Source organism: Gordonia sputi NBRC 100414 (assembly GCF_000248055.1).
Classification (GTDB): domain Bacteria; phylum Actinomycetota; class Actinomycetes; order Mycobacteriales; family Mycobacteriaceae; genus Gordonia; species Gordonia sputi.
The window spans coordinates 1-25691 of the sequence record NZ_BAFC01000051.1; the positions used below are offsets into that span (position 1 = coordinate 1).

Sequence of the window (25691 nt, forward strand, 5' to 3'; positions counted from 1 at the left end):
ACGGGATGCTGCGCCCACTCGACGGGATGCGACGCCCACTCGACGGGATGCGACGCCCTCTCGACTGGATGCGGCGCCCACTCGACGGGATGCGACGCCCACTCGACGGGATGCGACGCCCACTCGACTGGATGCGGCGCCCTCTCGACGCCTGCCGCCTATCGAGCTCCGTCCCCCGCTGATCGAGCCTCGCCTCCGGCCGCTGATCGAGCTCCGTCGAGATCACCGAACGCCGCAACGGCATCCGCATCGTCGAATCCCGCGACGTCGCCGATCACGACGATCGCGGGGGGCTTGAGCCCTTCGCGCGAGGCGGTCTCGCCTGCATGGGAGAGGTCGGTGCGGATGAGGCGTTGGGTCGGCAGTGATCCGTTCTCGATCATCGCGACGGGGGTGTCGCCGGGCTTGCCGCCTGCCAGGAGCGCGTCGGCGAAGACGTCGACTCGTTCGACAGCCATCATCAGCACCAGCGTTCCGCGTAGCTGTGCGAGCACCGACCAGTCGATCAGCGAATCGGGGTGCCCGGGCCGGACGTGCCCAGAGGCGATCACCACCTCGTGGGTCACACCTCGATGGGTCACGGGGATGCCTGCGGAACTCGGCACGGAGATCGGGCTGGTGATGCCGGGGACCACGGTCACCGGCACGCCCGCGGCCACGCACGCCTGCAACTCTTCGAAGCCGCGACCGTAGACATACGGGTCGCCGCCCTTGAATCGCACGACGAACTTGCCCTCTTTCGCCTTCGAGGTGAGGACGTCGTTGATGGCCTCCTGCTTCATCGCCCGCCCGTAGGGCACCTTCGCGGCGTCGATGATCTCCACTTGCGGACCGAGCGAGGCCAAGAGCTCCGGCGGCGCCAACCGATCCGCGACGACGACGTCGGCAGCCATCAGCAGTTTGAGTCCGCGCACGGTGATCAGGTCGGGGTCGCCAGGGCCACCACCGACGAGCGCGACGCCCGGCGGGTGCGGTTGCTCGTCGACGTCGAGTGAGCCGTCGGCCAGTGCCCGCGAGATCGCGGCGCGCAACGCCGCCGACAGCCGGTGATCGCCACCGGCCAGTACCCCGAACTGCACGTCGCGGTGGCGACCGGAGGCCGGGGTGACAGCACTTCCCCACCGCGCTTCGTCGGCCCGCACACAGAACGTGTGCCGACGCTCCGCCTCCGCGACCACGGCTGCATTCACGTCGGGATCGTCGGTACACGCCATCGCGTACCAGGCTCCGTCGAGATCGCCGTCGACGTAAGCACGTTTGTGCACGACGACCCCGGGAAACGACTCGACGGCGGGCGTCGGGTCAAGCGCCACAACCTCGACCTGTGCGCCGGCGGCCACCAGATTCGGGAGTCGACGCTGCGCAACCGACCCACCGCCGACGACAACCACCTTGCGGCCGTGCAGATCGAGCCCGGCGAGATAGTGGACGTTGTCGCCACCGTTGTCTCTATCGTTGACGCCACTGTCTTTATCGTTGACGCCACCATGGCCTGCGGACGCATCGACTGACATGGATGCCGATCCTACCGATGCGTTGACCGCTTGGCCGGTCAGGTGGACTCGGCTCTGCCGGTCAGGCGAATCCCGGCTCTGCCGGTCAGGTGAATACCGTCTACTTCTGACAGAGTCCGCTGTACAGGGTCAGACCCTGCCCGTGGTTTTTGGCTTTGCTCCGGCCGACGGGTCCGCCCGATGGCTCTTGCACCCACGCACCGGTGCTGCTGAGTCCGGGCATGGCTTCGCTCTTGTGTGCGCTGTAACGGGTTTCGCCGTCGACGGTGAGAACTCCGTCGAGCACGTCGATATGGGCAACGGTGGCCCAGTAGGAATCGGCACTGTTGCCGACGTAGACAAGGATTTCGTCGGCGTCGGGTCCGGGCAGACCGTCGTGACCGGCACGCCCGTACCGGATCGCGACGCGGGGCCTGCCGAACTCGTCGATGGCACCGGTTCCGTTGTCGACGCTCTGATAGACGTTGACCAGCAAATCGCCATTCTCCGTCGGGCGCACCCGAACCTGTTCGGTGGCAGGCTTGTTGCCTGCCCCGGGACCGAGGCTGTCGCCGAGGTGATGCATGAACGGCCACACGCCGAGGTCGCCCTGGTGTCCGGCTTCGCCACTGATGACGACGAACTCGTTGGTCTCCTCATTGCGACAGAAGAAGTAGACGTCCAGATCGCCTGTGCCGTAACGCTTCACATGTCCCTTGCGGTCATATGTCGCGCCGCGGCCATCCCATTCGAGACCCACGGTCAGCACCCAGTTCGGATCGCCCTTGCTCTTACGCAGGTCGATGCGCGCGGTCTTGTCCGCGCTGTCCTTGGTCAGCGACACCGACACTTTCGTCATGTTGATGGCCGGCGCGGCGGGCGGCTGCGGAGTGGGCGCGGGTGCGGACGGGGCATTCGCAGCGGCTGGGACGCTCGGTGCTGTTGTGGGACTCGCCGTGCCTCCGACGGGCTCATCGACGGAGATCCCGAACTCGGTGGCCAGTGCGGCCAGCCCGCGGTCGTAACCTTGGCCGATGGCGTCGAGTTTCCAGTCCGTCCCACGGCGGTAGAAGGCCGCGATCTGCACCACGGTCTCGCTGGTGAGCGCACCGGGCATGAAGGAGAGGTCTTGCGACGCCGATGTCACCGCCGCGCTGAACTGGCCGCTCTGGCCGAACGTTGTGCCCTGGGCTTCGGTGCTGCCCACGATGACGATGCGGTCGACGTCAGCCGCCACGGCACCGAGGTCGACGTCGATCTCATCGTCGGACACCAGACGCACGCCCGGAGCCTGCGGATTGTTGAAGAAGACGAAATCGTCATCAGTACGGACCCGGCCGTTGGCGCCCAGCAGCACCGCCGATACGTCGATCGTCGGCCCGCTGCTGCGGATGCGGATCCGATAGGTGCGATCTGCCAGCGCTGTCTTGGACCCTTTGATCAGTGGGGAGCTCACACCAGCGACCGTACTGCCCGCCGGACGAGCGCTCGGAGGGGGATGGCGCCGCTCTTCGTGATCGCCACGCCCTGATCGTCGGATCTGCTCACAGTGCAGAACCCGCCGACCTTACAAAGGCAGCTCACCGACGCGCCGGACGTAGGACCACACGTCCGCGGCGGGCACCCCGAGTCGGTGTGCCGCGGACTGCAGCAACGCACCGAGGAGGATCGACGAACAGTACTCCCCTGCAGCGGAATCCGTTGCGTGGGTGCGGATCTCATTCCAACGGGTCGGGTTGTGCAACGTGGCGGCCTCGGCCATCATGATCGCTTCGTCGAAGCCCTCGGGGACGTCGCGCTGCTCCGGAGTCTCACGCTCGCACGCGCCGCAACATCCGTCGCAGTCCCGTGCCCCGGCATCGTCCGCAGGCGAGATCGCCAGTGCCAGCCTGTTGTCGATCACGGTCACGCCCCTGCCCTCGCCTTCTTGGCCTCGCGCTCGAGTGCGCGTTCGCGGGCGCGCTCGAACTTCTCGACCTTGACGTTCATCTCTTCGAGATAGTCGGCCAGCTTCTCCCGGTACATCTCACCCAGCGGGCCGAAGTCGTCGCGCTCGAAGATCCGCCACTTGCGCAGCACCGGCATGACGACTTCCGAAAGGTGTTGCGGCAGATCGTAGATGCCACCCTTGGCGATCAACACCGCATTGCGTCGGAAGTTGGGCATCGTCGCGCCGGGCATCTGGAAATTCGACACGATGCTGTAGATCGCGCACATCGCCTGATCCGGAACCAGGTCGAGGGCGCCGGCAACGACGTTGCGGTAGAAGAGCATGTGCAGGTTTTCGTCGGCGGCCACCCGCTGCAGCATGCGGTCGGCGATGGGGTCGCCGCATGCCTTGCCCGTGTTGCGGTGGCTCACGCGCGTCGCGAGTTCCTGGAAGCTGACGTAGCTCACCGCGAACAGCATGTCGAAGCTGTGGTCACGCTGACCGTCGTCCTCGGGAAGCGGATTGAATCCCGATGTCATGTGCGCCATGCGGGTCTCTTCGAGTTCCACCGGGTCGACGCCGCGGGTCACGACGAGGTAGTCGCGCATCACCGTCGAGTGGCGCATCTCCTCGGCGGTCCAGCGCCCCACCCAGAAACCCCAGGCGTCGTCCAGGGAGAAGTTCTCCGCGATCACCCGGTGATACGACGGCAGGTTGTCCTCGGTCAGCAGATTGGTGATCATCGCAGCCTTCGCGACATCGGAGAGCTGCGACTGCTCCGGATCCCAGTCGACGCCGCTGAGAGCAGCGAAGTTGCGCCCCTCGTCCCAGGGCACGTAGTCGTGTGGATGCCAGTCCTTGGTCATCTTCATGTGCCGCTCGACCTCGGTCTCGCACACGGGAAGCAACTCCCGCAGCAGATCCGATCCGGTCATTCCGGTGTCGCTGGTTGCTGGCCCGATGAGGCTCGTCACTGTCTCTCCTCGTCTCGTCGTCGACGCCGCGCGTGGCGGTGCGTCGTCGGATTGCGCTCGGCCCGACCACCGACCTCCCCCGACAGATACCCACTCTCGCGTGTGACGCAGGGGGCGTGAGTGAGACCAAAGTCCCGAGTGGATGGGGACCGACGTCGCGTGCTCGAGTGCGACCTGCGGTAATTTCGGTGCATGCATTCCGAAGGTCAGCCGGCTCCCGCAGCGTCAGATCCCACGGCATCGGTTCCTCCCTCGCCGGACGCGTCGAGCGTTCGCGTCTTTCTCGTCGACGACCACGAGTTGGTGCGTCGAGGTCTGCGTGACCTGCTCAGCACCGCCGACGACATCGAGGTGGTCGGCGAGGCCGCATCGGTCGGCGAGGGTCGCGTCGGCATTCTCGCCGCCAAACCCGATGTCGCGGTCCTCGACGTCCGGCTCCCCGACGGCAACGGCGTCGAATTGTGCCGCGATGTGCGTGCCGCCGAACCCGAGATCCGCTGCCTCATGCTCACCAGTTACGCCGACGACGACGCACTGCTCGCCGCGGTCCTCGCGGGTGCATCCGGCTTCGTGCTCAAGCAGATCCTCGGCCATAACCTGATCGCGGCGGTGCGCACCGTCGGACGGGGCGGCTCCCTGCTCGACGACCGTTCGACCGCAGCACTGCTCGCCAAGCTGCGCGACGGGAAGAACAAGCCGTCCGACCCTCTCGCAGAACTCACCCATCAGGAGCGCGAGGTGTTCAACCTCATCGGCGACGGGCTGACGAACCGTCAGATCGCGCAGCGAATGTTCTTGGCGGAGAAGACGATCAAGAACTACGTCTCACGTATCCTCGCCAAGCTCGACATGCAACGACGCACCCAGGTCGCGGTGATGGCGACCAAGATCCGCGACGGCAAGGCCTGAGCCACTAGGCGAGCGGCACCGACCAGGTCAGCGTCGTCCCCGACGAACGGCCCGGTGCCACACGAGGATTGGTGACGACGGTGAAGGTTCCGTCGCATTCCTCTGCGCGGCGCGTGAGGTTCTCCAGGCCCCGATAGGTGACGTCGGTACCGATGCCCACCCCGTCGTCGGTGATCTCCACCGACAGCACGTCGTCGGCACTCACCGACACCGAGATGTGCTCGGCGTGTGCGTGGCGCAGCGCATTCGACAGTCCCTCGCGCAGCACGGCATCGATGTGTGGCCCCAGCGTGTCGGGGACAACCGTGTCGACGGGGCCGTCGAATTGCACGCTCGGCGCGATCGGCGCGTGGACCGAGAGTTCGGACACGATGTCGAGGACACGACGCCGCAACGTCGCGGTGTCGTGGTGTCCGGAGACGGTCTGCAGGTCGAAGATCGAGGTGCGGATCTGCGCGATTGTGCGGTCGAGGTCGGTCATCACCTGTTCGAGCCGCTCGGCACGCGCGGCGTCGTCGAATCGTCCCACCGAACCGGTGCCACCTGCCGCGAGCATGGTCTGTATCGACATACCGATCGCGAACAGTCGCTGGATGACGTGGTCATGCAGGTCGCGGGCGATTCTGTGGCGGTCGGAGAGCACCTCGAGGTCGCGCGCGACCTGCTGTTGCTCCGCGTACACCATCGCCAACGACGCTACTTCGGAGACTCCGGCGAGACCCGACGCCTCCTCGGGCTCCCACACCGGCTCGTCGGCATGCGTGATCACGATCCATCCGAACGCCCCCGAGGCGCGCGCCAGCGGCTGCACCGTCGCCCAGCGGGCGCCGCGTCGGCCGAGAGCGGGCGAGAGATCGGCTATCGGCACGATCGACATCCCCGTCCCCGCCGGCGCCGAGAAGTCCGCGGGATCGATCTTGAGCGGGCCGCCGGTGTGACCGCTGAGCACGATGTCGTCGCCGCTGTCGGTCTCGTCGCTCAGGATGAGGACGTCCGTGGCACCGACCAGGTCCGCCACATCTGTACACATCCGAGACAGCGTGTCCTCCAACGCAATTCCCGAGAGCGGCTCGGAGCCACGACGCACCAGCACCTGCATCCACCGCTGCCTCGTGCGTGAGCTCTCGAACAACTGCGCATTGTCCACGGCGATTCCGGCGGCTACCGCGAGCACCGCGATCAGCGCCTCGTCGAGCGCCGAGAACTCGTCGGCGCCACGCTTCTCGGTCAGGTAGATGCGGCCGAAGTTGGAGCCGCGGATGATGATCGGAGCACCGAGGAACGTCGTCATCGGCGGATGGTTCGGCGGAAAGCCCACCGACGCAGGGTGTTTCGCCAGATCCGGGATGCGCAGGATGTTGGGGTCGTTGATCAGGACCCCGAGCACGCCCTTGCCGACCGGCAGCGACCCCATCACCGACCGCTCTTCCGGAGTGATCCCCGTGTACACGAACTCCGACAACCCTCCGTCGGGACCGCGCACACCCAACGCGCCGTAGCGAGCGTCGACGACTCCGACGGCGACCTCGACGATCCGCTGGAGGGCTTCGTCGAGATCAAGTCCTTGCCCGACAACGAGCACGGCCTCGAGCAGATCACGCAGGATCGCCGGATCGTTGACGCCGTGTTCGCGCAGGATCTCGAGCACCTGCGCAACCTTGCTCCCCGCCATCACATCTCCTTCGACTCGCAGGCGTGCACAAACCGCGCGATGGACGCCGGCACCGCCGCCGGGTGGACGTGCAGATACGACGCGTGGACATTCGACGTCGCCACGCCGTGCACACCCGGCGCGCCGTGATGGTCACGCCACGCCCACGCAGGCGAACCCGCGTCGAGTTCGACGACGCTGCGGTGGAATTCGTGACCGGTGACCCGTTCACCCGCCCGGTAGAGCGCCGAATCCGACACCGCCACGGCGTCGCGATATCCGAGGGTGAGCGAGGGGCCGAATCGGCCGACCGCATCGATGACGCCGGTCATCGGATACCCGTCGAGTTCCCGCGTGAGGTACAGCAGACCCGCGCACTCACCGTGAATGGGTCCGCCTGCGCGGTTCAGCGCCGCGATGTCTTCTCGCAGTTCATGATTGGCCGCCAGTTTGTCTGCGTGTTCCTCGGGGAATCCACCTCCGACGACGAGTCCTGCTGTGCGCTCGGGCAATCGGTCGATGAGCGGATCGAACTCGACGACCTCGGCGCCTGCCGCGCGTAACAGCTCCGCGTGCTCGGCGTACCCGAAGGTGAACGCGGCACCCGCAGCGATCGCGACGACGGGATTGCCAGAGTGGTGACCTGCGCATTGCGCGCCCCCTCCCGCGTCTGCGATGGCGTCGACCGCCGACCACGGCTCCGACAGCGTGGCGCCTCCCGATTCCGCGAGCGCGACGATCGCCTCGAGATCCAGTGCTGCGCCGACCATCTCCGACATCGCGTCGACAGCTTCGACGGCCTCGACCGACCTCTCCGCGGCGGGGATCAGCCCCAGGTGGCGAGAGGGCACCTGAAGGCGCGAGTCCCGACGCAAGACCCCGAGGACGGGCATCCCGACTCGCGCACACGCCTGTCGCAGCACCGCCTCGTGTCGCGGGGAGCCCACCCGGTTGAGCACGACACCTGCGATCCGCACCGACGGCTCGTAGCCGACGAAGCCGTGGAGCAGTGCGGCTAGCGACTGACTGTGACCCGCGGCGTCTACGACGAGAACGACCGGTGCGTTCAGCAGTGTGGCGACATGCGCGGTCGAACCCATACCGATCGGGTCCATCTCGGCGGCATCGTCGGCGGTGATCCTGCCGTCGAAGAGTCCCATGACTCCCTCGATGACCGCGATGTCGGCGTCGGCAACTCCGGCCGCGAACAGGGGCCCGATCAGGTCGGCTCCGACCAGGTTGGGATCGAGGTTGCGACCGACACGTCCCGCGGCGACCGCGTGATAGCCGGGATCGATGTAGTCGGGGCCGACCTTGAACGGCGCGACGCGACGCCCCGCCCTGCGTAGCGCGCCGATCAACCCGGTACTCACGGTGGTCTTACCGCTACCCGACGATGGCGCGGCCACGACCACTGCGGGGATCGACGTCATGTCGCCCTCGCCACGCGGCTCACCACTCGATTCCCTTCTGGCCCTTGCGTCCAGCATCCATCGGGTGTGCGACCTTGCGCATCTCGGTCACCAGGTCGGCGGCGTCGACCAGCGCGGCGGGAGCACGACGTCCGGTGATCACCACGTGTTGGCGACCGGGTCGGTCGACGAGTGTGCGCACCACCTCGTCGGTGTCGATCCATCCCCAGTCGAGGGGGTAGGTGAACTCGTCGAGCACGTAGAAATCGTGCTGCTCCTCGGCGAGACGACGGGCGATCTCGTCCCAACCGGACCGTGCAGCCGCGGCGTGGTCGTCGGCGACGTCGGCATTGGCGCGCAGCCACGACCAGCCCTGCCCCATCTTGTGCCATTCGACGGGCCCGCCGATGCCCTGTTCGTTGTGGATCTCGCCGAGCGCGGCCATCGCCGACTCTTCTCCCACACGCCATTTGGCGCTCTTGACGAACTGAAAGACCGCCACCCGCAGGCCGGCGTTCCATGCGCGCATGGCCATCCCGAACGCCGCCGTCGACTTTCCTTTGCCGTCACCGGTGTGCACGGCGAGTACCGGCTGTTGTCGACGCTGCCGCGTGGTCAACCCATCGTCGGGGACCGTCTGCGGAACACCCTGGGGCACAGTAACTCTCCTACTCTCGCGCGGATTCGGATCAGGCGGCCGACGCGCGCGACGGGCGCCGGTCGGTCACGGGAACCGACAACGCCGCCACCGACAGGTCGTCCATCCGCATCATCTGCGCTCCGAGGCGCACGGCAAGATCCGCGGCGAGTCCGAGCCGGACCACGCCCTGCTCACAATCGACGACGACACTGTCGATACCGTCGCGCCGAATTCGCTGCGCCGCAACGGATGCGCGCCCCGCAGCGTCGGGTCCCGCGGTGGCCCTGCCGTCGGTCAGCACCACGAGCAGCGGTCGACGTCGGGGCTCGGCACGGCGGGCACGCTCGATGACACGCTGTGCCTCGATCAGCCCTTCCGCCAACGGGGTTCGGCCACCGGTTCTGATGTCGGCGAGCCGTCGCACAGCAATATCGACGGATTTCGTCGGCGGCACGGCAAGTTCTGCACGCGATCCGCGCGCCACGATCACCGCGACCCGATCGCGCCGGGTGTACGAATCGCGCAGCAGGTCAACGCATAGGCGGCTCACGGCGGCCAGTCGCCTGCGTGCCGTCATCGACCCGCTCAGGTCGACGACGAACACCACCAGATTGCCCTCCTGCCCGATGCGTTGTGCCCCACGAAGATCGACCGGTGCGACCGATAACCTCTCGGGCATCGTCGATACCTCGGAGGTGGCCACCGAGCGACCTGCGGCGCGCAGCACTGTCCCGAAGAGATGAATGGGCCCACCGTGCGCGAAGTCGGTGTCGGACACGGTGTGTCCACGACGACTCCGTGCGCGTGAGCGCTTACCCGGATCGCCATCGCCGACGCCGTCGGCCCGCAGGCGACGCATGCGCACACCGGAGCTCGACGCCGCGGTGCCGAACATCTGGCCGCGCGGCGGCTGCTGCGACTGCCCGGACACTTCCTGCTCGACCGGCTCGTCACTGGAATCCTGTTGTGGGCCAGCGGGATCTGAGTCAGCGGGGGACCCGTCGAACTCCTCGCGCCGCTCGGGCGCGGGAGCACCGTCGGGCCCATCCGGGTCGGGCTCCGGCTCGTCCGGTGGACCCGCGGCGTCGTCGCCTGCCGACAGCGCGTCGTCGAGTTGCTGCTCGGACATGCCCGACTCGTCGAAGGGATCTCGTCGACGACGATGCGGCAGAGCGAGTTCGACGCCGACGCGCACATCCTCCTCGGTCACCGACGTGGCCCCGCGCAGTGCCGCGTGTGCGGCCGCGGTGCGCGCGACGACGATGTCGCCGCGTAGGCCGTCGACGTCGAGGTGTGCGCAGATGCCTGCGATGCGTCGTAGTTCTCGTTCGCTGATCTCGACGCTCCCCACGGACCCGCGCGCGGCGGCGATCCGGTCGGAGAGTACCCGCTCGTCGTCGGCGTACCGTTCGACGAAGCGATCGGGGTCGGCGTCGAAGTCCATCCGGCGTCGAACGACCTCGACACGCTCGTCGACCTCACGCGCCGCGGTGACGTCGACGGCCAGCCCGAATCGGTCGAGCAGTTGCGGACGCAGTTCTCCCTCTTCGGGATTCATCGTTCCGACGAGTACGAAGTCGGCCGCCTGGGTATGTGAGACGCCGTCGCGTTCGATGGTCACCCGTCCGCTGGCCGCGGCGTCGAGCAGCACGTCGACGAGGTGGTCGGCCAGAAGGTTGACCTCGTCGATGTAGAGCACTCCCCCGTCGGCACGGGCAAGCAGGCCAGGCGTGAACACGGCCTCGCCGTCGCGCAGTACGGCCGTCAGATCCAACGAGCCGACGACGCGATCCTCGGTGGCACCGATGGGGAGTTCGACGACCCTGCCCGCCGACGACGCGCTGACACCCTCGTGTGCCGAGCCCTCATGTGCGATCAGTGGTCCGAGTCCGCGCACGATGGTCGATTTCGCTGTCCCCTTCTCGCCGCGGATCAGCACACCACCGATACCCGGCGACACCGCACACAGGATCAACGCCAACTTCAGCCGCTCCTGCCCGACGACCGCGCTGAACGGATACCGGGCGGGTATGGCGGCGGTGCTCGCCGGAGCGGCGACAGCGTGCCTGCCGCTCATGAGCGCACGTTTCTGGCATGCCGGATCATCGAGACGTGCGGGATGCCGTCCTCCAGGTACTCCTCGCTGTCGACGACGAAACCGAACTTCGCGTACATGTCGATGAGATAGCTCTGCGCCTCGATACGGCACGGATGCTCACCGACCTCGGCGAGCGCTGTCTCGATGAGACGCGCGGTCATGCCCTCGCCTCTGCGAGAACGGTCGGTGCACACGCGCCCGATCCGATACAGCTCGCCGTCACCGGGCGCCCCGGAATCCTCCAGGAGCCGCAACGTCGCGACCACACGCCCCTCGTCGTCGGACACCCAGAGCTGGCGGGTGGCGGGTTCGAGATCCCAACCGTCGAGCTCCGGGTACGGACAGGACTGCTCGACGACGAAGACGTCGACGCGCAATCGCAGGATGTTGTACAGCGTCTCGACGTCGAGGTCGGCCGTGTAACTGCGATGAAGCTGCCCAGAGGTCATGGTGTCGTGACTATCACACCGACAGCACGCACGTCACAACTCAGCCTGCCGGCGCGGGCTCGACGTCGGCGTCGGCCGGAGCATCGACGGTATTGCGACGCAGTTCGAGACTGTTGCTGGTCCAATCCCAGACCTGGTGGAACAGGTCGGCGTTGTCGGAGAGCTTCTTGCCGAACGACGGGATCATCTCGGTGAGCTTCGGCGTCCAGCGCTCGAAGTCGGCCGGGAAGCACTGCTCGAGCACCGAGAGCATCGCCGGAACCGCCGTCGACGCACCGGGCGACGCGCCGAGCAAACCAGCGAGCGTGCCGTCTCCGGCAGCGACGACTGCCGTGCCGAACTCGAGCTTTCCGCCGACACCATCTTTGTTCTTACGGATAACCTGCACGCGCTGACCTGCGGTGATCAGCTCCCAGTCGTCGCCGATGGCGCGGGGCACGAACTCCCGCAGGGTGTCGACGCGGTCGGCGGAGCTCGCGGCGAGCTCGCCGATGAGGTACTTGAGCAGACCGAATTCCTGCGGTGCGATCGAGAGCATCGGCAGCACGTTGCCGGGCTTGACGGTGCTCAGCAGGTCCGTCATCTTGCCGCTCTTGAGGAACTTCGGCGACCATCCGGCGTACGGCCCGAACAGCAGACCCTGGCGATGGTTGATGACACGGGTGTCGAGGTGCGGCACCGACATCGGCGGCGCGCCGACGGCAGCCTGGCCGTACACCTTGGCGTGGTGCTCTTCGATGAGCTCGGGATTGTTGCAGCGGAAGAACTCGCCCGAGACCGGGAAGCCGCCGAAGCCCTTGGCTTCCTTGATGCCGGACTTCTGGAGCAGGTGCAGCGCACCGCCGCCCGCGCCGACGAACACGAACTTGGCGTGCACGGTCCACTTCTCGCCGGTACGGACGTTGCGTACCTTGACGATCCAGCTTCCGTCGGACTGCTTGCTCAGGTTGGTCACGGAGTGACCGAAGTAGATGTCGCCACCCTTGCCCACAAAGTTGAGGAGCTTCTGGGTGAGCGAACCGAAGTCGACGTCGGTGCCCTCGGTGAACCAGTTCAACGCGACCGGATCGGAGAAGTCACGACCCTGCGACATCAGTGGGAGTCGCGCGCTGAACTCGCCCGGATCGGTGATGTACTCCATGCCCTCGAAGAGAACCTCCTTCGAGAGCGCGTCGTAGCGCTTGCGGAGGTAGTCGACGCCCGCGTCGCCGTGAGTGAAGCTCACGTGCGGAATCGGATTGATGAACTCCGAAGGGCGGGAGATGATGTCGTTGTCGACCGCGTAGGCCCAGAACTGTCGAGAGACCTGGAACTGCTCGTTGATGGCGATCGCCTTGGTGATGTCGACGCCACCGTCTGCGGTCTTCGGGGTGTAGTTGAGCTCGCACAACGCCGAGTGGCCGGTGCCCGCGTTGTTCCACGGGTCACTGCTCTCTCCGGCCGCGGCATCGAGCCGTTCGAAGAGGCTGATCGTCCAGTCAGGCTGCACCTGCCGCAGCAGCGCACCGAGGGTGGCACTCATGATGCCGGCGCCCACGAGCGCAACGTCCGTCTTGATCACCGATTCAGACAACTCGGACCCCACTTCAGACTCCACTCGACAACACTGTCTTGTGTTGCGGAGGACGAATCCTCGTCCACGTCGACCATTGTTCCCCATGAGTGTGTGTGCGCCCGAATCGCCTCCGCCAAGTGTGGGCCGGATGACACTTGCGTGCGCGCGTCGCACGCGCCTTTACAGTGGAAATCGTGACTGTGTCCCCAGAGTCGGCCGCTCGGCAGTCGACCTCCTCGGTGCAAGACGGTTCCGCTGACCGCGATTCCGGTTGGCAACCCGACGGTTTCCTCGACCACTACGAGGTGCGGACGTTTGACCTCGGTCCCGACCCGGACGGCGAGGGTTCCATCACCGCGACCCTGGTTCGCAAGCCGACCGCCCCGGCGGCCGCAACCAAGGGCGCCGTCCTCTACGTCCACGGATTCACCGACTACTTCTTTCACGAGCCCCTCGCCGATCACTTCCACGACCGCGGGTACGCGTTCTACGCGCTGGATCTACGCAAATGTGGACGGTCCCTGCTCGACGGGCAGACTCCGCATTTCGTCCGCGACCTCGCGGCCTACGACCTCGAGCTCGGACTCGCACTCGACGCCATCGCCGACGACTTCACCCCTGACACGCCGGTCCTGGTCGCCGCGCACTCGACAGGCGGGTTGATCACCCCGCTGTGGCTCGATCGGCTCCGCGCCACATCGCCCGAGCGCCACGCACGCGTGTCCGGGCAGCTGCTCAACAGTCCGTGGCTCGACCTGCAGGGCAAGCCCGTGCTGCGCACCTACCCGGTGACAATGCTCATCAAAACCCTTGCAGCCGTGCGGCCGTTCGAGACACTCACCCGCGAACTCTCGGCGGCGTACGGAGAGAGCCTGCATGTCGACTCCCACGGAGAGTGGGCATACGACCTCACGAAGAAGCCACTCGGCGGCTTCCCTGTCACGTTCGGATTCCTCAACGCGGTCCGCTCGGGTCAACGCCACCTTCATCACGGCATCGACGTCGGAGTGCCGACGCTCGTATTGCGCTCGGACGCAACGAAGTTCGCCAAGAAGTATTCACCCGCCGTCGATGCGGCCGACGTCGTTCTCGACGTCACGCAGATCGCGCAGTGGAGCGGCAGCCTCGGCGGTCACGTCACGATCGCCCCCATCGCCGGTGCACGCCACGACGTGTTTCTGTCCGTCGAGTCGGCGCGCACACAGGCCTACACCGAGGTCGATCGGTGGCTCGACACCATCGTCGACCCCTCTCCCGCGAGGAGCGCATCGTGACCGCATCACACGACACCCGATCAGCCACGCAGACAGTCGATCTCGCCATCATCGGGAGCGGAAGCGGTAACTCGATTCCCGACGACCGCTTCGCCGAGAAGCAGATTGCCATCTTCGAGGAGGGCATCTACGGCGGCACCTGCCTCAATGTCGGGTGCATCCCGACGAAGATGTTCGTCTACCCCGCAGAGATCGCCGACATCGCCTCCGACGGTGACCGTTTCGGCGTTCATTCCCGGGTCGAGGGCGTCGACTGGCCGGCGATTCGCGACAGGGTGTTCGGGCGGATCGATCCCATCTCGACCGGCGGGCTGCAGTACCGCGAACTCGAATGCGACAACATCACCGTGTACGACTCGCACGTCGAATTCGACGGCCGCGACGACGACGGGCTGTACCGACTCGTGACCGCCGACGCGTTGGTACTCGCCCGCGAGGTGGTGATCGCGGCGGGTTCACGTCCGGTGATACCGGCGGGCATCACCGAGTCGGGCGTCACCTACCACACGAACAACGACGTGATGCGACTCCCCGACCTTCCGCGACGCATGATCATCCTCGGAAGTGGTTACATCGCAGCCGAATTCGCGCACGTCTTCGGCTCGCTCGGCACACAGGTCACGATCCTGGCGCGCGGTCCGAGGCTGCTCCGCAAACTCGACGCCGAGCTGTCGACACGGTTCACCGACATCGCGAGCGCCAAGTGGGACGTTCGGCTCGAGCGCGACCTGGTCTCGGCCGAGAATCTTGCAGACGGCGGGGTCCGACTCACCCTCGGCGACGACGAGATCGTCGAAGCCGACGTCCTTCTCGTGGCGACCGGGCGAGTATCCAACGGAGACCGACTCGGCATCGAGACGATCGGCCTCGACCTGACCGACGACGGTCGGGTCGACGTGGATTCGCACGGTCGTACCGGTGCGCGTGGGGTGTGGGCACTCGGCGACGTGAGTTCGCCGTTCCAGCTCAAGCATGTGGCCAATCACGAGGAACGCGTGGTGGCCACCAATCTGCTCAAGGGTTGGGACGCACCAGATCTCGACACCTTCCAGCACGACGTGGTGCCCGCGGCTGTGTTCACCCACCCGCAGGTTGCGGCGGTGGGCATGACCGAGTTCGAAGCACGCGACGGCGGCCACAACATCGCGGTCAAGGTGCAGGAGTTCGGCGACGTCGCATACGGCTGGGCGATGGAGGACACGACCAGCGCATGCAAGGTCATCGCCGACCGCGCGACCCACCGCTTGCTCGGAGTCCACATCATCGGCCCACAGGCGCCGACGCTCATCCAGCCTGCGATCCAGGCGATGAGCTTCGGCCTCGGCGTCGAAGAGATGGCGCGCGGTCAGTACTGGATTCACCCGGCCATGCCGGAGGTTCTGGAGAACGCGCTGCTCGGCTTGGAGTTCTGAGGCGAGAAAATCTCGTCAGAACACCACCGAGCGCAGCGAGGTTTGTCAGAACACCACCGAGCGCAGCGAGGTTTGTCAGAACACCGCCGAGCGCAGCGCGATCTCGCTGGCCAACTCCTTCGCGGCCTTCTGCGGAATCCAGTGGTCGATGCCGGGCAGTTCACAGAACCGGTAGTCGCCGTAGACGTAGCGGCCACTCCCCTGCGCCTGCGCCCGGCCGAGGGCGGTGTCGCCGTCGCTCCACACCAAGGTGGTGGGGATCTCGATCGGCGGGCACGAGAGCGTCGCGGCGACGTCGCCGGTGAAATTGGCGCGATACCAGTTGAGTCCCGCCGTGAGCGCCCCCGGTTCGAGCAGCGGTGCCAGTTCTTCGGCCGTCACACCTGCGCGACGCAGCAGCACCCCGTCACGCGCCAGGAGCATCTCCTCGGCACCCTCGGCGATGAAATCCTTGATGTACGCCGACTTCTCGCGCTGATCGTCGACGGCGTCCGGGTCTTTGATCGCATCACGCATCGCCGACGGATGGCCCGTGCTCGCCACGACCAGGCCGGTGAACCGGTCGGGGTGCTTACCTGCGAGGTGCCAGGCGACGATTCCACCCCAGTCGTGACCGACGAGAATCGCGTACGGCACGTCGAGCGCATCGAGTACGCCGAGTGCGTCGTCGACGAGTGCCTCGAGCCGGTAGGCCTCGACTCCCTCGGGACGCGCGCCGGGGCTGTAGCCGCGCTGATCGACCTGGATGGTCCGCAGGCCCGACTCGTGCAGGCGGTCGGCGACGTCGTCGTAGCAGGAGCTGTTCACCGGGAAGCCATGCAACAGCAGCACCCACGGGCCGCGGTCAGGACCGCCGACGCGGACGTCGAAGGTCAGGTCGCCGACTGTGATCTCGCGCCGCTCAGTTTCCACTCCACCAACCCTAGCGGCGGGACCGCCGATGAATCACCGGGTTGAGCCGGGTCACAGGTTGCAAATCTCACTGCTTCCGGACCCGCTGCCCCCGACGTTCACCGGTGCCCGTCCAGGTAGTGGGCAATCGTCGGCGCTCGTCGCGTTGCGCCGCCGCCGATGATGTCGCAGATCGCGGCCATATCGAGGTGCGCTGTCACCAGATCTGCCATGAGATCGAGCTGCCTGCCCCGGATCGCGGCGACGTCGGTATCACCTGCCGGTTCAAAATACTTACCCGCGCCTGCGGCGACCTCGCGCAGGTAGTTGCGCCGGAACTCATTCGACGCCAACAGCCCGTGCCAATGCGTGCCCCGGACCGCGCCGCGGCGGGCACCCTCCGGCCCCTGCAGGGCATCGTCGATCCACGACGCCTCCGACGAGTCGACGACCCTGCCGTGATGGATCTCGTACCCGGTGACCTCGACGCCGTCGACGACGCCGGTCGCCGTGCGCAGCACCTTCTCGGGCTCGAATCGGACGTCGACGTCGAGCAGACCGAGACCGTCGACGACGGCCGTACCGGCTGATTCGACCGGGTCGACGATCCGTCTGCCCAACATCTGGAAGCCACCGCAAATACCGAGGATCGCGCCATGCCGTGCCGCGCGTTCGGACAGCGCGACGTCGAGTCGGCGTTCACGAAGCCACGCGAGGTCGGACACCGTCGCGCGCGTTCCCGGTACGACGACCAGGTCGGCGGTGCGCACCGACGTCGGGTCGGCGACCCAGGTGACATCGACACCCGGTTCGCAGGCAAGCGCCTCGACGTCGGTGGAGTTCGAGATGCGTGGCAACCGGATGGCGGCGACCGTCAGCCGCTCGGACGCGCCCGAACCCTCACTGCGTGCGCCTGCGGCTTCGGGCGGACCGACCCTGCGTCCCACCGGCGCGGCCAACGAGTCCTCGGCGTCGATCCACAGATCGTCGACAAACGGGAGCACGCCCAGCGTCGGGCGACCGGTCAGCGCGCTCAGGGTGTCCAGGCCGGGATCGAGGATCGACTGATCGCCGCGGAACTTGTTGATCACGTACCCGGCGATCAACGCCTGGTCGTCGGGATCAAGGAGTGCGGTGGTGCCGAACAGGTGCGCGAGCGATCCGCCGCGGTCGATATCGGACACGAGAATCACCGGTAGGTCTGCCGATCGCGCGAGACCCATGTTGGCGATGTCGGAGTCGCGGAGGTTGATCTCGGCGACCGATCCGGCGCCTTCACACATGACGACGTCGAATTCTGCACGCAGAGAGGCGAGTTCGTCGGCGACCACCTCACGCAGCTCCGCTCGGCGGGTGAGGTAGTCACGGGCTCCCACATCGCCCGCAGGTCTGCCACGGACCACGACATGCGAACGTCGGTCGCTTCCCGGTTTCAGCAGCACCGGGTTGAATCGAGTCGACGGTGCGAGTCCGCATGCCGTGGCCTGCAACGCCTGCGCACGACCGATCTCACCGCCATCGAGCGTGACGACCGAATTGTTGGACATGTTCTGCGCCTTGAACGGCGCGACGCGCACGCCCTCGCGCACGAGCGCTCGACACAGTCCGGCCACGACGAGGCTCTTGCCCGCGTCGGAACTCGTACCCCCGACGAGGAGCGCTCCGCGTAACTCCCTCACCGGCTCACCCTATCGGGGCGCTCCCGTCGGTCCGCCTCGGCGCGAGATCGTCGTCGAAGCGTCGGTGCGCGTCCTCGACATCGGGGACGTGATCCTCCGCCCATGCCCGCACGGCCGCCAGCGGCACCAACAGCGACCGACCGAGATCGGTGAGCTGGTACTCCACATGCGGCGGCTGACCACCGAAGTCGAGACGGTCGACGAGTCCGTCGTAGTTCAGGGCGCGCAGGGTTTCCGTCAACACCTTCGGGGTGATGCCCTCGATATGCGCCTTGAGCGCACTGAACCGCATCGGGCCGTCGGAGAGCGCGGTGACGACGAACACCGTCCAGCGCGCCCCGATCCGGTGCAGCACAACCCGACTCGGACACGTCGCTGCCATCACGTCGTACGCCTTGGCCATCTCTTTCCTCTCACCGCAGTTCGCGCTCCCGGCACCGCTAGACGCCTCGATCTGCGCTGGTCGTCGACGATTTCGTTGAAGATACCGGTATCAAATCCATACCGTTGTCGGTGTTCAGCTTACCGATCTGAAGGGACCACGCCATGAGCGCACAACTGTCCGGAACCACCGTCCTCGTCGTCGGCGGTGCCAAGAACCTCGGTCTGGCGATCGCACGCCGAGCCGACGCCGCCGGAGCGTCGGTGATCATCGGCGCGCGTGACATCGATTCCGCCGAGAAGGCGGCTGCAGAGCTGCGCGACGCACGCGGGATCGCGTTGGACGTCACCGACGAACAGTCGATCGCCGCAGCCGCCGCCGAACTCGGGGCCGTCGACCACATCGTGAGTACCGCAGCGGCACATCACAATGTGCCCGTCGCCGAACTCGATCACGATGCGACGGCCAGGGCGTTCGACGCCAAAGTGATCGGACCGATGTTACTGGCCAAGCATTTTGCGCCGCAGATACCGCCGAGCGGATCGATCACCCTGTTCTCCGGTGTTGCCGCATGGAAGCCCGCGCCGGGCTACTCGGTCATGGGCATCACGAACGGAGCGGTCTCGTTCGCGGTCAGCCATCTGGCCAATGAACTGAAACCCATTCGCGTGAACGCGATCTCGCCCGGAATCATCGACTCCGGAACCTGGGACGCGATGCCCGACGCCGACCGAAGCGCGTTCTTCGACGGCGTCGCGGGAGGCAATCTCGCCGGGCGCGTCGGCACCGTCGACGACATCGTCGACGCCGCCGAATGGTTGCTCACCGCAGGATTCGTCTCCGGGGAGACCATCCACGTCGAAGGCGGGGCGCGCAGCGCCTGATCGGCGCACACCAGCGTCCCACACGCAGTCAGTGGGCGTCGGCGATGATCGAGCGCTGCTTGTTGAACATCGTCGCGAGGTTTCCGGTGGTTTCCGAACTCGTTGTCGACGCGGTGGAGGTGCCGAACACGTCGTACTGCTCGATGAACACCACACCGCGCTCGACGCCGATCACCATCGCCGAAGCAAACTTGAGTGTGGACTGAACATCGTCGGCCGAGCTTGTGATGGTCATCGCATGGTAGGAACCGTTGATGCCGGAGATCGTCAGTGGTGTGACGTTGATGTGGACTTCCGTGCTGGTACCGAAGCCCGTCACCGTCGCCGTGAAGGTCTCGCAGGTGCTCCTGAGTTGCTCGAGGTCGGACGTCAACTGGGGATCCGCAGACTTCTCGACTGATGCCGAGTAGCTGGCCAACGACCCTGACGCGAGATCGCCGAGTGTCTGCATCCGCGCGGCACCGTCGCCACTGGCGGAACTACCGTAGGCCAATCGTTTGCATTCCGGCTTGTCCACGGTGAGCGAGTAGTCGGTTTTGTCCTTCTCGCCTGACTCGCCATTCGAATCGGCGAAAGTGCCTCCCGCAGCGGGGAAATCGGACTGAGGTAGGAGCAACGCGGCGGCTGTGGCCGTCGGCATCGGCTTCCCGCGCTCGCCGCCGAGTGTGAATACCAAAACCACAGCAACGATCATCACCACGACGATCACCGCAACCGCGCCGGCCGCGATCCACCATCCCTTCCCCGTCCGACGCTGCGGCCCGGGCGGAGTGCCGCCCTGCTGCGGGGCGTACGGATTGCCGGGCTGGCCGGGGTACCCGGGATAGCCCGCAACGGTCGCGCCGAAGGGGGTTTGAGCGTTCTGGGGATGACCGAACTGGGGTTGGCTGTGTTGCGGCTGGCCGTACGGGGTTTGACCGAACTGGGGATGGCCGTATTGCGGCTGGCCGTATGGGGTTTGGCCGTATTGCGGTTGACCGTATTGCGGTTGACCATCCTGCGGTGGACCGTATTGCGGTTGACCGCATGGGGGCTGGCCCACGTCTCGACTCCTCACACCATCACAAGCGCCATCGCCTGATCCGGGCGAAACACTACGCGTCGGGAATCGTCAGAACCTCGGCGCCGTCGTCGGTGACGACGAGCGTGTGCTCGAACTGTGCGGTCCACTTCTTGTCTGCGGTGACGACGGTCCAGCCGTCGTCCCACATCTCCCACGGCAGGCCGCCGAGGTTGATCATCGGTTCGATCGTGAACACCATGCCGGGTTCGATCACGGTGTCGACGTTGGGCTGGTCGTAGTGCAGCACGACGAGCCCGTTGTGGAACGTCTCGCCGATCCCGTGTCCGGTGAAATCACGAACGACGGTGTAGCCGAACCTGTTGGCGTAGGCCTCGATCACCCGTCCGATGACGTTGAGCTCGCGACCGGGCTTGACCGCCTTGATCGCTCGCTCGGTGGCGATTCTGGTGCGCTCCACCAGATCCCGCACCTCCTGCGAGACATCGCCCGCCAGGAACGTCGCATTGGTGTCGCCGTGCGCGCCGTCGATGTACGCGGTCACGTCGATGTTCACGATGTCGCCGTCTTCGATGACCGTCGAATCGGGGATGCCGTGACAGATGACCTCGTTGAGAGATGTGCAGCACGACTTGGGAAAGTCTTTGTAGCCCAACGTCGATGGGTATGCACCGTGGTCGATCATGTACTCGTGTGCAATTCGGTCGAGTTCGTCGGTCGTGACACCGGGGGCCACAGCCTTGCCCGCCTCGGCGAGCGCGTTGGCGGCGATCTTCGACGCCACACGAACCTTCTCGATGACCTCGGGGCTCTGCACCCACGGCTCGTGGCCCTCGTTGACGGTCGGCTTCCACACATATTCGGGACGCTCGATGGAGTCGGGCACCTGACGGAGGGGTGTCGGCTTTCCTGGTCGAAGAGCAGTGCGCACGGTCATACCTCCAGACTAGGCTCCGTGATCTCGACCAGTTCGTGGGGCGCCCACGACGGCCACTGCGCGGTGCCCGCGTGGTCGCCGTCGACGAAGCGCGCGACGATCCGCGTGATGTCGGGAGCCGAGTTGTCGTACACGGTCGCGTGATCGACCATGCCGATCGCGGCAGACACCAGAGCCCACAGCCGCGTATACCTGCCGCGGATCTTGTCCTCCGGCACGAAATGCCCGCCTTCGACGACCCGTTCGGCGACACGTGCCACCGACAGATCGACGGGAACGAGTACGACGTGGAGGACCACGACGTAGCCCGATCGTCGCGCACGGGTGATCAGGTGCAGCTTCGACGGATGAGAGAAGACGGTCTCGGCGACGAACGACTCGCCCTGCTCGATCAGCGTCTCGCGGATCGTCGAGGCGATCCGGGCTGCCTCATAGGAGTGCGCCTCGGGGGCGTCGGGCCAGCGCTCGCGGGCGATCACGTCGGCATTGACGAACACGCTGCCCGGTAGGAGCGGCGCGAGGCGCTGCTCGACGAACGTCGTCTTACCAGCACCGTTCGGCCCGACGACGAGGTCGAGCCGCTTCACAGAACGATCTGCGTACCGTCAGGCAGATGCTTCACGACGCGGCCCTGGTCGTCGAGTGCGACCGTCGCGAGACCGCGAGCCGCACGATCGGCGACGTGATTGCCGGTGGCGAGCGACTCCTCGAGCGATGCGGCGATCTCCGCGTTGAACACCGCCCCCTCCTCGATCGACAGATCGCCGAGCGGGAGCCGTCCGGCGAGTGCGGCCTCGACTCGACGGCGGGCGACCTGCCGCTGGTCGGACACCTCACGACCGACCCGCACCCAGTGCTCGAGTTGCTGTCGCGCAGAGCGCTGTTCGCGTCGACCCTCCGACGCCGCGGCGTCGACGAGCTCCGACGAGAAACGAGTTACCTTGTCGGCGACGTTCGCCATGTCTCCTCCTGACCTCGAAGTCTCGTCCTGACCACGAACCTCTACCCAGTGTAGCAATCTGCTACGGCCAGAGCTGGTCGAGAGCCAGATCCGTCGGACGCCCCAGTCGATGCGACGACTAAGGTGAGACTAAGCCGACGCATTGCCCCAGGTGGCACGAATGACATGTCGGGGAAAGCGGGAGGTCGCGGGCGATTGAGGTCTTCACGGGTGCTCGCGGTGTTGCTGGGAGCGCTGGTCGCGCTTATTGCGGGATGTAGCACCGTACCCATCCAGCAGTCGACGAGCAGTTCGGTTGCCGCGACCGCACATCTACGCAACGGTCCATCGACGGCGACGCTCCCCGACCCCGACGTCGTGCCGGTCACCACGACCCCGAGCGCCACACTGCCCACGACTGTCGACTCCGTCGGACACGGCAGGGTGACGGTTGCCGACACCAGCCGCATCATCGCGATCGATCGCAACGGAACGCTTGCCAACACCGTGTTCTCGCTTGGTCTCGGATCGCGGGTGGTCGGCCGCGACACGTCGACGACGTTTCCGTCGGCGTCGATACTCCCCCTCGTCACGACCAACGGGCACACGCTCAGCGCCGAGGCGGTTCTCGCGCTGAACCCCACCGTGGTGCTCGTCGACGAGGACACGACACCGCCCGGCGCCGTCGACCAGATCCGCAACTCCGGCATCCCGGTTGTCGCGTTCACCTCCACTCGAACGATTGCCACCACCCCCGCCCTCATCCGCGACGTCGCCGCCGCCCTCGGTGTCCGGCAGGCCGGTGAGCAACTCGTGACGCGGACCGAGAAGGAGATCGCCGACGCCCGAGCAGCGGTGCCCAATCCGTCGGGCAATCCGCGCATGGCGTTTCTCTACATCCGCGGCCCACGACTGGTGCTCATGTCCGGACCGCAATCGGGGGCCGATGATCTGATCGCAGCGCTCGGCGGCACCGACGCCGGGACCGCATCGGGGCTCAAGCCCGGGTTCACCCAGGTCACCACGGAAGCACTGCTCACCGCGAACCCCGATGTGATCCTCGTGATGACCCAGGGGGCCGACTCGGTCGGCGGACTCGACGGCGTCCTCGCGCTCCCCGGTGTCTCGCAGACCAGTGCGGGCAAAGCGCATCGTGTCGTCCAGATGGACGAGACCGAGATGCTCTCGTTCGGACCCGACACCGGGAAGGTGCTCGGCGCGCTCGCCCGGGCCATCTACGTATGACCCTGCAGCGCTCACCGTCGCGATCGCGACATCTCACCACCCACGGCGGCCGCGCATCGGGTGTCGTCGTGATCGTGGCGCTCCTGGTGTTGACCGTCCTGGTGGTGATCACGTCGGCGGCCGTCGGGCAGGTCAGCGTGTCACCCGTCGAAGTCCTCGGCAGCCTCGCACACCACCTTCACGTGTCGATCGGACCGCTTCCGGCCGACATCGGTGAGTACACGCTCTGGAACGTCCGCTTCCCCCGAATTGTCATGGGCCTCATCGTCGGTGCCGCGCTCGGTGCGGGCGGGTGTCTCATGCAGGGCGTCCTGGCAAACCCCCTCGCCGAGCCCGGCGTCGTCGGAGTGTCGTCGGGAGCCGCCGTCGGCGCGGCACTGATGATCGTCGTCGGAGGCGTCGGCGTGAACGGGTGGGCACTCGCCGCTGTCGCTTTCGTCTTCGCGCTCGCCACCTCCGCAGCGGTGTACGTACTCTCGCTGCGCGACGGCTCGTCGTCGCCGATCATGTTGGTACTCACCGGGATCGCCGTCAACGCTTTCGCACTCGGCGTCATCGCCTACCTCACATTCATCGCGTCGACGACGGCCCGCGAGCAGATCGTGTTCTGGCAACTCGGCTCACTCGAGGGCATCGGCTGGGGGCCGGTGTGGGTGGCGCTGCCGCTCGTCGTCGCGGCCGTCGCGGCGTCGTTTCTGTTGGTGCACAAGCTCGATCTGCTCGCGCTCGGCGAGGTGCAGGCCGCGTCGCTCGGCGTGAACGTCGAAGTGGTGCGTCGGCAGGTCATCGTCTTGGTGGCCATCCTGACCGCGGCCGCCGTCGCGTTCACCGGCATCGTGATGTTCGTCGGACTGATCGTGCCGCACCTCATGCGGCTGATCGTCGGACCAAGACATTCGATCTTGTTGCCCACCAGCGTCATCGGCGGCGCACTGGTCCTCGCTGCCGCCGATCTCGCGGCCCGGACCGTGATGCCTCCCGCGAGCCTGCCGCTCGGCCTGTTCACCTCGATCGTCGGCGGGCCGGTCTTCTTCCTGCTCCTACGCCGGAGTCGGAATGCGGGAGCCGGCTGGTGAGCGCTGACACCCCGACACCGGCCGGGCTGCTCGGCGAGCACATCGACGTCGAGCTCGGCGGGCGAACCGTGGTCCGCGACGTCACCCTGGAGGTCGCGCCTGGCGAACTCGTCGTGCTGGTCGGCCCCAACGGATGCGGTAAGTCGACGCTGCTGTCGGTGATGGCGGGTCTGCGAACTCCGCAGGCGGGCCGTGTGACGGTCGGCGGCGTCGACATCGGCGGAATGCACGCACGGGATCTGGCGCGGGCACGCTCGCTGGTGACCCAGCAGAATCGTCCGGATACGCCGTTCACGGTCGCGGAGGTCGTCGAAATGGGTCGGTATCCGTGGCTGCGTACTCCGCAGGCCGCCGACTCACCGCGGATCATCGCCGAGTCGATGCGCCTGTGCCATCTCGACGACATCGCCGAGCGCTCATTCGGACAGCTCTCCGGAGGCCAGCAGGCGCGCGTCTCGCTGGGTCGTGCGCTCGCACAATCGACCCCGATCATGCTTCTCGACGAACCGACCGCGGCCCTCGACATCCACCATCAAGAGGGCGTCCTCGACATCTTGCGCAGCCACCGCGACAACGGCGCCGCCATTTTGCTTGTGGTCCACGACCTTTCACTCGCCGCCGCCTACGCCGACCGCGTGGCCCTGATGAAGGAGGGCCATCTGCTGGCGGTCGGCTCGGTGCGCGACGTGATGACCGCGGACCGACTGTCGGAGACCTACGACCACCCCGTCGAGATCTGGGACCACCCCGAGACCGGCCAACCGGTGATCATCCCGCGGCGCCGCTGAGCGCGGGTACCCACTGGGCGCTCAGAAGCGCACAGTCGGCATTCAGAAGCG

General features: G+C 66.6%; 25 protein-coding genes. 8 read left to right on the forward strand and 17 right to left on the reverse strand.

The genetic code is table 11. The features are described 5' to 3' along the window. Positions 1-182 (forward strand): hypothetical protein (locus GOSPT_RS24100; RefSeq protein WP_217996114.1); only part of this gene is annotated, 182 nt, incomplete at its 5' end. Here the strand turns inward: GOSPT_RS24100 and cobA are convergent. The 4 genes from cobA to GOSPT_RS07840 all read right to left on the reverse strand — a co-directional run bounded on the left by cobA (position 159) and on the right by GOSPT_RS07840 (position 4397). Next, complete coding sequence (gene cobA, locus GOSPT_RS07825; protein ID WP_231894534.1) at positions 159-1514, reverse strand: uroporphyrinogen-III C-methyltransferase; 1356 nt, start codon at positions 1512-1514, stop codon at positions 159-161. The genes GOSPT_RS24100 and cobA overlap by 24 nt on opposite strands. A gap of 100 nt (positions 1515-1614) precedes the next feature. Continuing rightward, the gene (locus tag GOSPT_RS07830; RefSeq protein WP_005204895.1) at positions 1615-2949 is read right to left on the reverse strand and encodes a TerD family protein; all 1335 of its coding nucleotides are present in this window, start codon (positions 2947-2949) and stop codon (positions 1615-1617) included. A gap of 111 nt (positions 2950-3060) precedes the next feature. Then, the gene (locus GOSPT_RS07835) at positions 3061-3402 is read right to left on the reverse strand and encodes a hypothetical protein (RefSeq protein ID WP_005204898.1); all 342 of its coding nucleotides are present in this window, start codon (positions 3400-3402) and stop codon (positions 3061-3063) included. After that, positions 3399-4397 (reverse strand): acyl-ACP desaturase, encoded by a 999-nt coding sequence (locus GOSPT_RS07840; protein WP_005204900.1) that lies wholly within the window; start codon positions 4395-4397, stop codon positions 3399-3401. Before GOSPT_RS07840 ends, GOSPT_RS07835 begins: the two co-directional genes overlap by 4 nt. Positions 4398-4589: 192 nt before the next feature. Here GOSPT_RS07840 and GOSPT_RS07845 point away from each other — a divergent pair, with 192 nt between their 5' ends. Next, positions 4590-5306, forward strand: coding sequence for a response regulator (locus GOSPT_RS07845; protein WP_005204902.1), 717 nt, complete (start codon positions 4590-4592; stop codon positions 5304-5306). Positions 5307-5310: 4 nt separating this feature from the next. Here the strand turns inward: GOSPT_RS07845 and GOSPT_RS07850 are convergent, their stop codons facing one another. The 6 genes from GOSPT_RS07850 to mqo are packed head-to-tail and all read right to left on the reverse strand — an operon-like array spanning position 5311 to position 13129. Beyond that, positions 5311-6978 carry a GAF domain-containing sensor histidine kinase gene (locus GOSPT_RS07850; RefSeq protein WP_005204904.1) on the reverse strand — a complete coding sequence of 556 codons (1668 nt, stop codon included), beginning with the start codon at positions 6976-6978 and terminating at the stop codon, positions 5311-5313. Next, on the reverse strand, positions 6978-8390 hold the full coding sequence (locus GOSPT_RS07855) for a cobyrinic acid a,c-diamide synthase CobB (protein WP_005204906.1): 1413 nt from the start codon (positions 8388-8390) through the stop codon (positions 6978-6980). Before GOSPT_RS07855 ends, GOSPT_RS07850 begins: the two co-directional genes overlap by 1 nt. Positions 8391-8409: 19 nt before the next feature. After that, positions 8410-9027, reverse strand: coding sequence for a cob(I)yrinic acid a,c-diamide adenosyltransferase (cobO, locus tag GOSPT_RS07860; protein WP_005204908.1), 618 nt, complete (start codon positions 9025-9027; stop codon positions 8410-8412). A gap of 31 nt (positions 9028-9058) precedes the next feature. Further along, positions 9059-11086, reverse strand: coding sequence for a VWA domain-containing protein (locus tag GOSPT_RS07865; protein ID WP_005204910.1), 2028 nt, complete (start codon positions 11084-11086; stop codon positions 9059-9061). After that, positions 11083-11556 (reverse strand): GNAT family N-acetyltransferase, encoded by a 474-nt coding sequence (locus GOSPT_RS07870; RefSeq protein ID WP_005204912.1) that lies wholly within the window; start codon positions 11554-11556, stop codon positions 11083-11085. The genes GOSPT_RS07865 and GOSPT_RS07870 overlap by 4 nt, the downstream gene beginning before the upstream one ends. 40 nt (positions 11557-11596) lie before the next feature. Beyond that, a complete protein-coding gene (gene mqo, locus GOSPT_RS07875) occupies positions 11597-13129 on the reverse strand; it encodes a malate dehydrogenase (quinone) (protein WP_039855196.1) in 1533 nt (510 codons plus the stop codon). Between the two features lie 176 nt (positions 13130-13305). On the opposite strand from mqo, the gene GOSPT_RS07880 reads away from it, so the two are divergent. Next, positions 13306-14385, forward strand: a complete 1080-nt coding sequence (locus tag GOSPT_RS07880) for an alpha/beta hydrolase (protein WP_373278534.1) — start codon at positions 13306-13308, stop codon at positions 14383-14385. Beyond that, the gene (locus GOSPT_RS07885) at positions 14382-15797 is read left to right on the forward strand and encodes a mycothione reductase (protein WP_005204918.1); all 1416 of its coding nucleotides are present in this window, start codon (positions 14382-14384) and stop codon (positions 15795-15797) included. The genes GOSPT_RS07880 and GOSPT_RS07885 overlap by 4 nt, the downstream gene beginning before the upstream one ends. Before the next feature lie 75 nt (positions 15798-15872). On the opposite strand, the gene GOSPT_RS07890 is transcribed toward GOSPT_RS07885, so the two are convergent. The 3 genes from GOSPT_RS07890 to GOSPT_RS07900 form a co-directional block, all read right to left on the reverse strand. Further along, on the reverse strand, positions 15873-16709 hold the full coding sequence (locus GOSPT_RS07890; protein ID WP_005204920.1) for an alpha/beta fold hydrolase: 837 nt from the start codon (positions 16707-16709) through the stop codon (positions 15873-15875). Between the two features lie 98 nt (positions 16710-16807). Further along, positions 16808-18367: a cobyric acid synthase gene (locus GOSPT_RS07895; RefSeq protein ID WP_005204921.1), complete on the reverse strand. Its 1560-nt coding sequence runs from the start codon at positions 18365-18367 to the stop codon at positions 16808-16810. Between the two features lie 4 nt (positions 18368-18371). Next, on the reverse strand, positions 18372-18770 hold the full coding sequence (locus GOSPT_RS07900) for a winged helix-turn-helix transcriptional regulator (protein WP_005204922.1): 399 nt from the start codon (positions 18768-18770) through the stop codon (positions 18372-18374). 143 nt (positions 18771-18913) lie between these two features. Here GOSPT_RS07900 and GOSPT_RS07905 point away from each other — a divergent pair, with 143 nt between their 5' ends. Then, on the forward strand, positions 18914-19633 hold the full coding sequence (locus tag GOSPT_RS07905; protein WP_005204923.1) for an SDR family oxidoreductase: 720 nt from the start codon (positions 18914-18916) through the stop codon (positions 19631-19633). A gap of 28 nt (positions 19634-19661) precedes the next feature. On the opposite strand, the gene GOSPT_RS07910 is transcribed toward GOSPT_RS07905, so the two are convergent. Genes GOSPT_RS07910 through GOSPT_RS07930 form a run of 4 tightly spaced genes read right to left on the reverse strand, consistent with a single transcriptional unit; the run spans position 19662 to position 22552 of the window. Further along, positions 19662-20675, reverse strand: coding sequence for a hypothetical protein (locus tag GOSPT_RS07910; protein ID WP_083837463.1), 1014 nt, complete (start codon positions 20673-20675; stop codon positions 19662-19664). A gap of 52 nt (positions 20676-20727) precedes the next feature. Next, on the reverse strand, positions 20728-21591 hold the full coding sequence (gene map, locus GOSPT_RS07920; protein WP_039855175.1) for a type I methionyl aminopeptidase: 864 nt from the start codon (positions 21589-21591) through the stop codon (positions 20728-20730). Continuing rightward, positions 21588-22178, reverse strand: coding sequence for an ATPase (locus GOSPT_RS07925; RefSeq protein WP_005204928.1), 591 nt, complete (start codon positions 22176-22178; stop codon positions 21588-21590). The genes map and GOSPT_RS07925 overlap by 4 nt, the downstream gene beginning before the upstream one ends. Continuing rightward, positions 22175-22552 (reverse strand): TA system antitoxin ParD family protein, encoded by a 378-nt coding sequence (locus GOSPT_RS07930; RefSeq protein ID WP_005204930.1) that lies wholly within the window; start codon positions 22550-22552, stop codon positions 22175-22177. The genes GOSPT_RS07925 and GOSPT_RS07930 overlap by 4 nt, the downstream gene beginning before the upstream one ends. A gap of 210 nt (positions 22553-22762) precedes the next feature. Here GOSPT_RS07930 and GOSPT_RS07935 point away from each other — a divergent pair, with 210 nt between their 5' ends. The 3 genes from GOSPT_RS07935 to GOSPT_RS07945 are packed head-to-tail and all read left to right on the forward strand — an operon-like array spanning position 22763 to position 25640. Next, positions 22763-23776 carry a heme/hemin ABC transporter substrate-binding protein gene (locus GOSPT_RS07935; RefSeq protein ID WP_005204931.1) on the forward strand — a complete coding sequence of 338 codons (1014 nt, stop codon included), beginning with the start codon at positions 22763-22765 and terminating at the stop codon, positions 23774-23776. Then, positions 23773-24852, forward strand: coding sequence for a FecCD family ABC transporter permease (locus GOSPT_RS07940; RefSeq protein ID WP_005204933.1), 1080 nt, complete (start codon positions 23773-23775; stop codon positions 24850-24852). Before GOSPT_RS07935 ends, GOSPT_RS07940 begins: the two co-directional genes overlap by 4 nt. Next, complete coding sequence (locus GOSPT_RS07945; RefSeq protein WP_005204935.1) at positions 24849-25640, forward strand: heme ABC transporter ATP-binding protein; 792 nt, start codon at positions 24849-24851, stop codon at positions 25638-25640. Before GOSPT_RS07940 ends, GOSPT_RS07945 begins: the two co-directional genes overlap by 4 nt. Positions 25641-25691 lie beyond the last annotated feature (51 nt).

Bases quoted from the DNA above. Each gene is read 5' to 3' on its own strand.
- cobA (WP_231894534.1), bottom strand. From the start codon at position 1,514: ATGTCAGTCGATGCGTCCGCAGGCCATGGTGGCGTCAACGATAAAGAC.
- GOSPT_RS07850 (WP_005204904.1), bottom strand. From the start codon at position 6,978: ATGGCGGGGAGCAAGGTTGCGCAGGTGCTCGAGATCCTGCGCGAACAC.
- GOSPT_RS07940 (WP_005204933.1), top strand. From the start codon at position 23,773: ATGACCCTGCAGCGCTCACCGTCGCGATCGCGACATCTCACCACCCAC.
- GOSPT_RS07855 (WP_005204906.1), bottom strand. From the start codon at position 8,390: ATGACGTCGATCCCCGCAGTGGTCGTGGCCGCGCCATCGTCGGGTAGC.
- GOSPT_RS07845 (WP_005204902.1), top strand. From the start codon at position 4,590: ATGCATTCCGAAGGTCAGCCGGCTCCCGCAGCGTCAGATCCCACGGCA.
- GOSPT_RS07900 (WP_005204922.1), bottom strand. From the start codon at position 18,770: ATGGCCAAGGCGTACGACGTGATGGCAGCGACGTGTCCGAGTCGGGTT.
- GOSPT_RS07905 (WP_005204923.1), top strand. From the start codon at position 18,914: ATGAGCGCACAACTGTCCGGAACCACCGTCCTCGTCGTCGGCGGTGCC.
- GOSPT_RS07930 (WP_005204930.1), bottom strand. From the start codon at position 22,552: ATGGCGAACGTCGCCGACAAGGTAACTCGTTTCTCGTCGGAGCTCGTC.
- map (WP_039855175.1), bottom strand. From the start codon at position 21,591: ATGACCGTGCGCACTGCTCTTCGACCAGGAAAGCCGACACCCCTCCGT.
- GOSPT_RS07865 (WP_005204910.1), bottom strand. From the start codon at position 11,086: ATGAGCGGCAGGCACGCTGTCGCCGCTCCGGCGAGCACCGCCGCCATA.
- GOSPT_RS07870 (WP_005204912.1), bottom strand. From the start codon at position 11,556: ATGACCTCTGGGCAGCTTCATCGCAGTTACACGGCCGACCTCGACGTC.